The sequence below is a fragment of the Epilithonimonas sp. KH_059 genome, assembly GCF_057838485.1.
Genome location: NZ_CM174468.1, coordinates 2,271,841 through 2,283,549, shown reverse-complemented (window position 1 = coordinate 2,283,549; position 11,709 = coordinate 2,271,841). Strand labels below are relative to the sequence as shown.

The window sequence follows — 11,709 nt, the reverse complement described above, 5'->3', positions numbered from 1 at the left end:
ATTATTTTTGTTTCTTATTTGCTAACATCCAGCTGTAAAATTCGGGATTGCTATAGGTAGAATCCCAAGAATTATGGTTATCGTCTGGGAAAATCGTCAGACTCACGTTTGGATTGATTTTACGAATGACTTGGTACATCTCAATAGAGGCCATTGGAGAGACGATATCGTCATTTCCTCCATGGAAAATACGGATCGGTAGATCCTTGTACTGATGCGCAGTTGCCTTCATCCATCGATCCGAAGGACCACAAACCACGCTTAGAGAAGCAAACATTTCAGGATGTTCATTGGCTAGCTTCCAACTTCCCCATCCTCCCATAGAGAGGCCCGTGAGATGAATTCGACTCGGATCTATTTTATATTTAGTTTGAATTTCCTGAATGAGTGCATAAACAGCCTGTGTATCCCACCACTCATTGGCAGGGCACTGGGGTGCTAAAATAGCAACCGGCTCTTTAATTAGCTCTTTGTAAGTAAAAGGACTGTGGGCCTTGACCATTTCCAGATTGCTTCCTCTTTCCCCGGAGCCATGTAAAAAAACAATTAGGGGCACCGCGGATTTGGCCTCCTTAGGATAGTCTAAGACATACCCAAGCTCAGATTCGATCGACACGGTCTTTTTGAAATTCTCGTGAATTTCTTGCGCAAAACTAACGCTTGTCATACTTAGAAGTAAAACAAGACTAAAGTAGCGTATGCATCGGTTTCTCAAAGGGTTCATCTTCATTTGATATTGTATTTTTCGGATTTATAATCAAGTTTTCGTAGTCCCGCTTGAATGTCTGGTGCATTCATGAAAAGCTTCCATAAAAGTCCCGTCCTATAATTTTCAATCATAGGAGAAATCGTGCCTTGATCGATAGCGAGATATTGTTTGGCTACCCAATTGTCATAATGGATTGAGGTTGCGTCGTAGGGACCTGCGCTTCCAATAAATTCAGGTTTTTGCTCATATAAAAACCGAAGCACATCCATCGATTCTTTCGGCGTATATGGAAAACTACTAAGCGCAGCTGTAGGCGTTATAACGCCTCTGTCGTTAGAGGGCATATGAGCGGTATAACCAGTGGATCCGTCAGGATTTCGAGAATAAGAAGCGGTCATGCCCCAATAATTAGGTCCATAGCCTTTAAAGTGCTTTGGATTTTCTAGGGCATAGCGGTAGCTAATTAGCACATGGTTTCGGTTTAGATCAAAATAATTTTGAATCTGTCGGTCCCTTAGTCCGGTAGGATCTAATCCAAGATAAGAATACTGCGCCCAAAACAAAGGTCCACCGTATTCACTCGCTCCGTTGTGATTGACCACAAGAGGAAGACCGTATTTTGATTTGTCGGTGGTGTAACTTCCGTCTCTGGTCCATCCTTTATAATAGGTTTCTGCATCAATGGGATGGGTAGGGGAAGAGGCCGCTAGAATATAGGTAATCAAACATTCGTTATATCCTTCCAAAGGAAAATTCATTTCCCATCCGTAGTTTTTGGACCAATGCCAGTAGAGGACTTTCTCTCCTCCTTTCGTGTACCAATCCCATTCTACCGATTTCCATAACTCATCCATTTTCTCAGCTAAGGCTTTCTCCCGCTCATTTCCTTCTTTAAAATACTCTCGTACTGTAATAATTCCTTGAACTAAAAAAGCGGTTTCGACCAAGTCTCCGCCATCATCTTTTTTTCCAAACGGGACGGCTTTTCCGGTTCTCCCATCAATCCAATGAGACCAAGCGCCATGGAAGCGCTCACTTGTGGAAAGAAAATCCGCAATTTTATGCAGTCTATCGACCGCTTCCGTGCGTGGCACAAAGCCTCTTTCTACGCCCACTAAAATACTCATGAGTCCAAAACCAGAACCTCCTGTTGTCACTACATGCGCATCGTTATAAGGGTATACCCCATCTTCATGGTAGCGTTCTTGGCCCATGAGAGAATTGGGCTCTGCAAAATCCCAAAAATATTTAAGACTTTGCTTTTGAACCTGATCCATTAGGTCCGTATCACTTTTTGAAAAACTCACTTTTTTTTCCTGCGAGTCTTTCTCTACATTCAATGCTGTACACGATCCAACAATCGATCCTAGAGCAAGCGTAAATACAATTAATTTCTTCATAGTATCTTCCTTTTTAAAGAGTGTGGGTGCTGGAACTAAACCCGAGCTTTTTAAGTCCCACCTTAATTTCAGGAGCCTTCATAAAAAGATTCCAAATAAATCCACTTCGGTAGTTCTCTACCATGGGGGTGATGGTTCCTTGATCAATGGCCAAATAGCGTGGGCTCACCCAATTGTACTGGGCACTATACGCATCGTAGGGACCTGCCACACCCACATACTGCGATTTCTTTTCGTTGTAAAGAAATCGAAGCATCTCCATGCTTTCGCTTGGTGTATAAGGCATACTTGAAAGAGCTGCTGTCGGGCTGATTACACCCAAATCATTTAACGGCGAATGGGCACTGTACCCGGTCGATCCATCACTGTTTCGAGAGTAACTTGCGGTTAATCCCCAGCCTTTCGCACCGTATCCAACGTATCCTTTCGGATTGTTTAATGCATATTGGTACATGATTTTAGAGTGGTTCGTTACCACGTTTCCATAATTGACATATTCATCCGATAGACCTCTTGGATCGAGCGCTAGAAAAGAATAATGCGACCAAAACAGAGGGCCTACGCTTCCTGAGTGACCGTTATGATTCACCACTAAGGGAATGCCGTAAAGCAAACCGGCACTCTTAATTCCACCACTGCGTGCCCATCCTTCTTTATACACTTCTTTTGAAATGGGGTACGTAGGTGAACTTGCTGCAAGGATATACGGAATTAAGGTTTCATCAAATCCTTGCAATTTCATATTCATCTGAAACCCACTGCTTTTCGACCAGTGCCAATACAGTGTGTTTTGGTTTTGAGTATACCAGTTCCATTCAACCCCTTGCCAAAGTTCATCCGCTTTTAAGGCTAAATTCTTTTCCGCTTCAACGGACGAGTTTTTAAAGTATTCGCGCACGCAAATTAGGCCTTGAACAAGAAACGCTGTTTCCACCAAATCTCCACCGTCGTCTCCAGGACCGAAAGGCTTCACGGCGCCGGTTTGCCCATCGATCCAATGGGGCCACGCGCCGTGGAACCGCTCTGCATTTTCCAAGAAACTAAGACCAGTACTAAGTCGTTCTACGGCTTGTGAGCGAGGAAGAAACCCTTTTTCAATACCTACGAGCAAACTGAGCAGTCCAAATCCAGATCCTCCTGTGGTCACCACATTTTGATCAAGCGAAGGATTGTCCGTATGGTATCGTTCTCGAGCTAATTTCGAATTGGATTCCGCATACTCCCAAAAGTAGGAAATCGTTTCTTTTTGCACCAAATCCAAAAGTTCCACATCGGTATAGGTAACCGGCGTAGGATCAGGATTCGGTGGCGTGGGAAGTGGCGTACCGCCACCACCAGGGGAATCGCGACCACCCGAGCAGGAGCTGGTTAATAGCGCGAACAAGAATAAAGTTGGGATCGCTAGTTTCATTTGTATTTTATTTTAAAAGAAAAGGGCCCAAGTGGACCCTTTTCGAAGTCAATTATCTTCCGTCTTTTTCGAGCTTGTAAAGCGCGATGATATCGGCCGGAGCAAGCGCTGCATTGTAGAGTCTAAACTCATCCAATTGCCCTGCATAACTAGTGGCCCAATCTTGGTGCGAACCGTTATTGAGTGGCGGAAGGGTTTCAAATTGATGAGTACCTAGGACCACTTGTCCATTAGTCCCCACCATTTCTAAATTCCCATACCCTGCCACGGCTTTTGGATTGTCAATACCCCCCGGATCGTCAGAAAACCAAGAAGCGTACCCGCTTAAGGTTCCACCGGCAGGCGAATAAGCAAACCCTTCTAAATTCTTAGCAGGTTCTCCGTCTTGGTATACGTAGCATCGGCTTTCCTTGGAGTTATAGACAAAGGCCACATGAACCCATTTTCCTTTGTAACCGTCCAAATTGGCAATGACACTTTGGCCTTTCCAGTTGACACCGGAACGTCCATTTTCAACCCCTAGTTTCAAACGAATTCGATCGGGTTTGGAGTTGTCTGGATTTTCAATAAAAAGGTTAATTCCACCCCAGAATTCCGCCGGACGAACGACCGAGAAAATTCCTTGCGCTCCTTTTCCAACGCCAGGAGGATCTGGTGCTACTGTATTGTTACTTTTCATCCAAAAGGCGACTGTAAAATCATTAAGACCCGTGATAGCACTGGATCCTTGGCCTATGGCGTAACGGGATTCTGTGGAAGACCCACTGTAGGCCATTCCCTTGATCCCTTCCGCATACCCCACTTTGGTGGACACCGCTCCCGAGATGCTGTTTTTTGCGTCTAAAAGATTGTTCTCAAAACTAAGTTTGCTTAGCAGATTGCTGCTAGCTACTTCATCCGAGTTTTCATACCCTCCGATGGACGGGTATGGAATGGGTGGATTGTCTTTGTCAATACTATCCATGCATCCAGACAGAAGCAGCATCCCTAGAAAGGTACCGCCTACATATGTGATTGTATTTTGATAATTCATAAGAGTAATATTAAATAATTAATAGCCTGGATTTGGTTGACTCAGTCCTTTCGACTCACTAATGAAAGGCTGAGGAATTGGAAACAGTTCATGTCTTCCGACAATAAAGGTTTTGCCATCCGCCGCCATTGCACTTTCAGCTTGACCTGTACGGACCAAATCAAACCAGCGATCGTGCTCTAGAGCTAACTCCAAACGTCTTTCCTTCCAAATTGCGGTGCGCATTGCCGTGCTTGAGCTCGCAGTGGTCACCCCTAAATTGGCTCTAAGTCTCACTTTATTAAGTTCCTCCCCGGCAAGACCCGTTTGTCCTAATTCATTTAAAGCTTCTGCCTTAATTAATAGAATCTCGGCGTAACGCAGGTAGCGAATGTTCGTATCCGAATCGTCAGAACCCGTGTAATTGGAAGAGTACGCTTTGTAATTGTAAAAAGGATTTTCCACAGTGCTAGGCACTACACGTCCATCGTAAAGAGTGGAATTCCTAAAAATAATGGTCGCATCACGACGCTCCGTATCACCAGCCTCGTCAAACGCATCGACGAGATTTTGAGAAGGCGTGGCAAATCCCCATCCCCAACCTCCAGCACCTCTCGCGCCTTGGGTTTGAGAATACTGTTGAATGCCAGGTTCTCCCGGTCCTCCTTTTCCTTGAATTTCAAAAATGGATTCTTGATTGTTCTCTCCCGAAACTTTATAAATATCTGCAAAATCAGGTGTTAGGCCATACCCTACGACTAAGTTCGCATGATCCAGCGCTTTTTGCCAATTCTTTTGATAGAGGTAAACCTTCGCAAGCAGTGCATTTGCAGCACCCTTGGTCGCTCTACCCACATTGTTCCCTGAATACGCTGCTTTGGGTGGAAGCACAGTGGCTGCATCTTCTAAGTCCTTGATAATAAAAGCATAAACTTCCTCTGCACTTTTTCGTGTGAGCAGCATGACTCGATCCTCCTCCACACTAGGACTCGGCACATGATCTACGATAGGAACTCCTCCCCATCCTCGAACCAAATTGAAGTATAGAAAGGCTCTTAAGTGACCTCCCCCCGATATATGGAACAATCTAAAATAGAGAAATTTGCATGTTTTGACTGTTTTCAATGAACTCGTTTGGCGTTAAATTCCCCAATGAGCTATGGGGTCTGTAACTGTTATAATCCTCTTTCCAGACATCCAGCTTTTGCTGTGCATCTTCCAGCGATAAGAACCAATTCACATTGAGGCATTCATCTCTTAATGATCCGTTAAAACTCTCTATAAATGCATTATCTGTTGGCTTTCCCGGCCTGGAGAATTCCAGTTCTATTTTCCTTTCATAAGCCCATCTGTCCAATGCTTTACTGATAAACTCCGGTCCGTTATCAATCTTAATCCGCTTGGGATAGGCTTGCTGCTCAAAGGTAACATTTTTTAATATTTCAGCAACATCTTCTCCTTTAATGGAAATTCCGGAATGAAGCACCAAGGATTTACGGCTATAATTATCCACTAAAGTTAAGACCCTGAATTTCTTGCCGTCAAACAGGGCATCGCTCATAAAATCCATGCTCCAGCACTCATGTAAACTAGAAGCAATGCCATTGGTAGGAACCCGGGAGCGTGCAGATTTTATTCTTTTGTTCCGTTTTCTCCTTAGGTTCAAACCTTCCTCACAATAGATTCTGTAGATCCTTTTATGATTGTCCTTCCATCCTTCCCGTCTCAGAAGAATATGTAAACGCTGCACGCCATACCGAACACGAATGTTGGAAAGTTCTATGAGTCGCATCCTCAGAGCCTTATCATCTCTCCGATGTGGATGGTAATAATAAACACTAGGCTGTAAAAACACCAAACGACAGCTTCTTCGCTGAGAAACCCGGTAATCCTGCTGTATCCCTTTCGCCAGTTCACGCCTCTGAACCGGCTTTAGAACTTTTTTTTCAGAACATCCTGAAGAATTTGCTTATCCAAACTTAAATCAGCTACCAACTTTTTGAGCTGGCTGTTCTCTTCTTCCAGCTGGCGCAAACGGCGAAGTTCCGTGATGCCTAAGCCTCCGAATTTTTTTTTCCAATTGTAAAAAGTTGCCTCGCTGATACCCATTTTGCGACATACTTCTTCCACTTTTACTCCCGTGTCGGATTGCTTCAAGGCGAAGACAATCTGACTTTCTGTAAATCTGCTTTTTTTCATCTGATTATTCTTGTTTTAAAGTTAATTGCTTTATCGAAAAATCTCTACTTTTAAGTGTTACGGTTTTGTGGGAGAAGGTCATAAGAACTTCACTTCGCCTACAAGTCGTTCGCGAAGGGCCGCATCCGCTTTGTCCAGCTGTGGGATGTATTCAAGGGCTTGGTTGGCTCTGTTAATCCCTTGGTAGGAACCCTGCCACACATCGTTAAAGGAACTTCCCGTAGCGGTTAAATCCAGTTTGTCCAAAAGGTCCTTGTCGCCACCTGCATCTCCAGGGGACGACCCCTTGTCTGCATCGTCGCTAATAATATTGGTAATCCCAATCCAAGCAAACGAACTTAAATTCCAGTCTAAGAATTTTGCATATACGGCATTCGAAAACCCTTCTGCTCCTTCGTTGTTATTAAAAAGGGATAAGTCCTGAGTCGAAATATTGGAAGTCGGTGTGACGTCCAAAGAGTCGGTCCTACAACTGTTTGTGCTAAACGCAAACAGGGCTAAAGCGGAAACTAATATAATTTTCTTTTTCATGACTTTCAAATTAAAATTTAACATTTACACCAAAAACAAACGATCGAAGTGTAGGATAAGCATCCAGTTCAATTCCGGCGTTTCCATAGGGATTCCCGTCGGCAGAAAGTTCAGGGGTAAATCCTGAGAATTTCTGAAATACAACCGGATTGATTGCATTCACATAGAATCGAACCGACGAAACATAATCGACGATATTCTTCACGGTGTATCCTAGGGTAATATTGTTGATCCTAAAATAATCGCCACTCTCTAAGTAATAATTAGAGGCAAGCGGTACACTGTTAAAAGGCGCAGGATTCGACGCTCCTGTATTGTCTGGAGTCCAAAAGTTGCTTGCCACATCGTATTCAATGTTTTCTCCAGAGAAACGTTGGGCTTTTTTCCCATTGTAAACCACGCCTCCAAAGGCTCCGTATCCATTCACTGAAAAATCAAGGTTTTTGTAATTCACCCCAAGATTAATTCCCACATTGGATTTCGGAATGTATGAGCCGAAAAAGCGGCGATCCTCAGAATCTGAAGAGCCTGTGATGCCATTGTTGTTGTGATCCACATACATGACTTTTCCGTCTTGGTCATACCCCGCAACTTCCCAAAGATAGAAACTGCCTAAAGGCTGACCCACAGCTCTTTCATTCAACAATTTAGTCCATTGTCCATTTCCAAGTCCTCCTCCGTTGATGTCGTTCACATTTTCAGAAGCGAGTTGATTTACTTCGTTATGGTTATAGGAGTAATTGACTCCGATGGAGTAAGAAAAATCTTCCCCCACTTGGTCCTTCCAATTTAACGCAGCTTCAACCCCCTTGTTGGTTACTTGCCCTAAATGAGAATATCCCGCGATTTCAAGTCCAGAAGTAGAGATCGGTGTGGCTTGTAGTATAAGGTTATTCGTGACCTTTTTGTAGACATCAAACGTTCCACTTAAACGGCGAGACAAAATCTCAATGTCAAGCCCGATGTTACTGCCCTCCACAATTTCCCAAGAAAGAAGTGGGTCATAAAGTTGATTAATTGTGGTACCTCCTCCGTTGGTCAGACCATTGAAATAATAATTCATATTTTCTCCAGTCGCAAAAGGAAGGAAGTTTAAAGGAACATTTTGATTTCCTAAACGACCCCAACCTCCTCTAATTTTCAAGAGATCGAAAGCACCATCCTTAAGAAATTCTTCCTCGGAAATCACCCATCCTGCACCAAAGGAAGGAAAAGTTCCCCATTTGCGATCCTGTGCAAATTGAGAAGAGCCATCCTGACGAATGGTAGCGGTAAGCAAATATTTGTTATTGTATTTGTACTGCGCTCGTGCAAAAAAAGAAAGGGTGTTTGCATCGTTTGCTTTTACACTCGTAAGAGAAGTAAGGTTTTCGTCTGCGTAATTGGTTCCGGCGAGATCCCAATAATTGCGATTAGGAAGAACATTTCGTCTTGTAAAGGCCATTCGTTCTTCTCCATCATAAATCGTAGTCTCGGTTCCCACTGTGGCTTCCACATCGTGAAGTCCAAATTTCTTTTGAAAGGTTACAAAATTCGTCACCGCCCAATTAAAATTGGTGTAACGACTATTGTTAAGTGAGTTGACGGCATCTGCAGGGCTATACTGCGCCTCCGTTCGGGTAGGATCCGCAGCTAGCCATATTTCTCGAGTATCCGAAAAACTGTAGGCTTTTCCGTTGTTGTATTGTCCAGAAAACTGACCTGTATAAGTGAAGTATTTCGCAAATTTAATGTCTAACTTCACACTTCCCTGAAGCTGCATGCTTCGCTGCTGCTCATCGTTAAAGAAAAGTTGACTTACGGGGTTTCCTACATTATTAAAAGAGGAACCGGTGGTTCCCGCGAATCCATCTGCTCCTACAAAAGGTACACCCCACTTCCCATTTTCAAATCGCACCGGTACGATCGGAGACTGTTTGTAAGCCGTCGTAAAGGCGCCCAAAGGTTTAGGCGTTACATTAAAGAACGCCACACTCATCGTCTGGGAGAGGGTAATATTGCGGTTGATTTTAAATTCGTTATTGGTTCGAAGCGTGGTACGATTGTAATCCGAACCTTTTAGAATCGCTTTTTCATCGTAATTGCTCGCACTAAAAAAGTACTTCGCATTCTCAGAAGAACCCGATACCGATACGTTGTGCTGGTTGTAAACACCTTGGCGTGTAATTTCTTCAAACCAATCGGTGTTCACCGGTTGATCCTGAGAGAATTTTGTACTGCTCAAAGCCGTATTGGTATAATACGAAAAGAGATTACTTCCAGCCATTTTGACTTTGCGAAGGGGGGAACGAACTCCAATAAATCCATCGTATTCCACCGATATACCTCGACCTCGACCGGATTTAGTCGTAATAATGATTACTCCATTGGCCCCACGGTTCCCATAGATTGCAAGTGCCGAGGCATCTTTCAAAATATCATACGTGAGAATGTCGTTTGTATTGATGTTGGAAATACCTCCCACCATCATTCCGTCCACCACATAAAGAGGTTCACGTCCTCCCAGTGCGGTTCCTAATCCACGGATAACCACCGAGGGGGTCGAACCGGGCAGGTCAGAGGCGGTCACGTTAACACCCGCAGCCTTCCCTTGAATCGCTTGCGTCGCATTTAACACTTTCGTCTTACTGACTTCTTCTGCATTAATTGAGCTGATTGCAGCCGTATTGTCCACTTTTTTACGACTACCGTACCCAATCATAACGACCTCCTCGATTTGTTGCTCTCGCACCGTATCTTGAGTCGTCTGTGCCTGCACGCTAAAACCGAAGTAAAAGGCGGCAATAAGGCAAGGAAACTTTAGATTGCTGTTTTTCATACTGTTAACTTTTGAATTAAATCTCTCTTGAGCGATCCTAAACACACGTGCGTTTATTATCTCAAATTTAGAAATTATTTAGTAAACTTTAGCATTTACTTAACTTTTCTTACCTAACGCTCGTTTGCTTGGCCCAAGAGCCGTATCGAATGAACTTGGCTTAATATTTGAAACACCCCAATAACATAGATGCATTTTTCTATATAAAAACATACATATGAAAGTAAAAACCGTATTAGTGGCGAGCCTTGCTGTGGGTTCGATCGGCGTTTTAACCCAATCTTGTTTGGCGGTAGCTACCTCAGGGATTGGAATTACCGTTTTAAAGCAAATCTTGCTCGGAGGAATCACCAAAGGAGTTGGAATTTTCTCTAATAAAAATGCGTTTATGCAAAATGAATTAATCGATCAGGCATTGCCTAAGCCTTTAAGAGAGATTAATTCCGTTTTAGAGCGAATCTCACCCAGTCTCGTCCAGAAAGAAAGAGAATACATTGCCCAGGCTGCAGCGTACACGGTGCAAACCGCAGAACCTATCTTAAGGAATGCTGTAAACTCGTTAACGGCTCAGGACGTTATGCAAGTCGCGAATGGTGGAAAAGGAGCTGCTACACGGCTTTTGAAAGCAAAAACAGCAGATCAACTTTTGCTTGCCATTCAACCAAAAGTGGATGAAAAACTAAATGAATACGGAATTGTAAAAAGTCTTAATTTAGCACTTCAAGGAAACAACCTTTTAGGAGGACTGTTAGGAACAGGAGATCAAAATCTAAACCTTGCCTCAGGGGGACTCAGTAGACTTGCATCGGAGCAAATGGTGGAGGGACTTTTTAAAATTATTGAAAATCATGAAATGCAAAATTCGTATCAACTTTTAGATGCACTTCAAAATTCAAAATAAAAAAAATCTTATATTTATCGCCTCGAACTTTTAACCTCTCTAGTTTATATCGAATCTATATTTATGGACCAACCCAACAGCCCACTTCCAAAGGGCGTATCTGCAGAAGAATTTTACACTAATTTACAAGCCAACTTGGAAAGCGCACATAGCTTTCCCGAAGATTATCTCTATAAATTCATATTCCCAAACGACAATTCAAAACTCACAGATTTGTATCAAATCTTTGACAAACTAAAGTACACGATTTCAACAAGGGAAAGTTCAAACGGGAAGTACATTTCCGCCAGCATCCTGGCCTTTGTCATGGATGCAAATCAGGTGATTGACCTTTACAAAGAAGTTTCCAAAATTCCTGGCGTAATGATGCTTTAAATCTTAGGCTTCTATAAAAAACTTTGCTTTTTCAATAGGTCGGGCGACCATCGCTAGGGATCCTTTTATCAAAATAGGACGCTCTATTAAATTTGGATTTTTGGAGAGGATTTCTATCCACTCAGAATCCGTTAGGGTCTTATCTGCGTATGTGCTTTTGTAGAGCGGTTCGTTTTTGCGAAGGATATCAAGAGGCCTAGCATCTAGTTTTTTTAGAAGCGTTTCAATCTCTAAGACAGAAAGCGGATCGTTTACAATATCAATTAATTCGAACTCCACCCCATTTTCATCAAGGTATTCAAGAACAGATCGAGATTTAGAACAACTGTTATTATGTAAAATTTTCAGCATGC

Annotated in this window: 11 protein-coding genes; 2 read left to right on the top strand and 9 right to left on the bottom strand. The window is 43.1% G+C overall.

Annotation, left to right across the window (positions count from 1 at the left end):
* Position 1 precedes the first annotated feature (1 nt).
* The 8 genes from AC3IRX_RS10780 to AC3IRX_RS10745 all read right to left on the bottom strand — a co-directional run bounded on the left by AC3IRX_RS10780 (position 2) and on the right by AC3IRX_RS10745 (position 10,080).
* Positions 2-724, bottom strand: coding sequence for a carboxylesterase family protein (locus AC3IRX_RS10780; protein ID WP_489210336.1), 723 nt, complete (start codon positions 722-724; stop codon positions 2-4).
* Positions 725-726: 2 nt separating this feature from the next.
* A complete protein-coding gene (locus AC3IRX_RS10775) occupies positions 727-2,109 on the bottom strand; it encodes a glucoamylase family protein (RefSeq protein ID WP_489210334.1) in 1,383 nt (460 codons plus the stop codon).
* A gap of 13 nt (positions 2,110-2,122) precedes the next feature.
* On the bottom strand, positions 2,123-3,520 hold the full coding sequence (locus AC3IRX_RS10770) for a glucoamylase family protein (protein WP_489210332.1): 1,398 nt from the start codon (positions 3,518-3,520) through the stop codon (positions 2,123-2,125).
* Between the two features lie 52 nt (positions 3,521-3,572).
* Complete coding sequence (locus AC3IRX_RS10765; protein WP_489210331.1) at positions 3,573-4,553, bottom strand: LamG-like jellyroll fold domain-containing protein; 981 nt, start codon at positions 4,551-4,553, stop codon at positions 3,573-3,575.
* Between the two features lie 18 nt (positions 4,554-4,571).
* Positions 4,572-5,618, bottom strand: a complete 1,047-nt coding sequence (locus tag AC3IRX_RS10760; RefSeq protein ID WP_489210329.1) for a RagB/SusD family nutrient uptake outer membrane protein — start codon at positions 5,616-5,618, stop codon at positions 4,572-4,574.
* Position 5,619: 1 nt separating this feature from the next.
* Positions 5,620-6,731, bottom strand: a protein-coding gene (locus AC3IRX_RS10755) for an IS3 family transposase (RefSeq protein ID WP_489210193.1) whose coding sequence is annotated in 2 segments (ribosomal slippage) — positions 5,620-6,476 and positions 6,476-6,731 — 1,113 coding nt in all. Because the reading frame shifts where the segments join, the coding sequence is not laid out codon by codon here.
* 78 nt (positions 6,732-6,809) lie between these two features.
* Positions 6,810-7,262, bottom strand: coding sequence for a hypothetical protein (locus tag AC3IRX_RS10750; RefSeq protein ID WP_489210327.1), 453 nt, complete (start codon positions 7,260-7,262; stop codon positions 6,810-6,812).
* A gap of 10 nt (positions 7,263-7,272) precedes the next feature.
* Positions 7,273-10,080 (bottom strand): SusC/RagA family TonB-linked outer membrane protein, encoded by a 2,808-nt coding sequence (locus AC3IRX_RS10745; RefSeq protein WP_489210325.1) that lies wholly within the window; start codon positions 10,078-10,080, stop codon positions 7,273-7,275.
* 217 nt (positions 10,081-10,297) lie between these two features.
* Here AC3IRX_RS10745 and AC3IRX_RS10740 point away from each other — a divergent pair, with 217 nt between their 5' ends.
* Positions 10,298-10,981, top strand: a complete 684-nt coding sequence (locus tag AC3IRX_RS10740) for a DUF4197 family protein (protein ID WP_489210323.1) — start codon at positions 10,298-10,300, stop codon at positions 10,979-10,981.
* A gap of 63 nt (positions 10,982-11,044) precedes the next feature.
* A complete protein-coding gene (locus tag AC3IRX_RS10735; RefSeq protein WP_459084320.1) occupies positions 11,045-11,356 on the top strand; it encodes a DUF493 domain-containing protein in 312 nt (103 codons plus the stop codon).
* A gap of 3 nt (positions 11,357-11,359) precedes the next feature.
* On the opposite strand, the gene AC3IRX_RS10730 is transcribed toward AC3IRX_RS10735, so the two are convergent.
* Positions 11,360-11,707 carry an ArsC/Spx/MgsR family protein gene (locus AC3IRX_RS10730; protein ID WP_489210321.1) on the bottom strand — a complete coding sequence of 116 codons (348 nt, stop codon included), beginning with the start codon at positions 11,705-11,707 and terminating at the stop codon, positions 11,360-11,362.
* Between the last annotated feature and the right edge of the window lie 2 nt (positions 11,708-11,709).

Coding starts and splice junctions, on each gene's coding strand:
- AC3IRX_RS10780 (WP_489210336.1), bottom strand. CDS start 724: ATGAACCCTTTGAGAAACCGATGCATACGCTACTTTAGTCTTGTTTTA.
- AC3IRX_RS10775 (WP_489210334.1), bottom strand. CDS start 2,109: ATGAAGAAATTAATTGTATTTACGCTTGCTCTAGGATCGATTGTTGGA.
- AC3IRX_RS10770 (WP_489210332.1), bottom strand. CDS start 3,520: ATGAAACTAGCGATCCCAACTTTATTCTTGTTCGCGCTATTAACCAGC.
- AC3IRX_RS10765 (WP_489210331.1), bottom strand. CDS start 4,553: ATGAATTATCAAAATACAATCACATATGTAGGCGGTACCTTTCTAGGG.
- AC3IRX_RS10750 (WP_489210327.1), bottom strand. CDS start 7,262: ATGAAAAAGAAAATTATATTAGTTTCCGCTTTAGCCCTGTTTGCGTTT.
- AC3IRX_RS10745 (WP_489210325.1), bottom strand. CDS start 10,080: ATGAAAAACAGCAATCTAAAGTTTCCTTGCCTTATTGCCGCCTTTTAC.
- AC3IRX_RS10740 (WP_489210323.1), top strand. CDS start 10,298: ATGAAAGTAAAAACCGTATTAGTGGCGAGCCTTGCTGTGGGTTCGATC.
- AC3IRX_RS10735 (WP_459084320.1), top strand. CDS start 11,045: ATGGACCAACCCAACAGCCCACTTCCAAAGGGCGTATCTGCAGAAGAA.
- AC3IRX_RS10730 (WP_489210321.1), bottom strand. CDS start 11,707: ATGCTGAAAATTTTACATAATAACAGTTGTTCTAAATCTCGATCTGTT.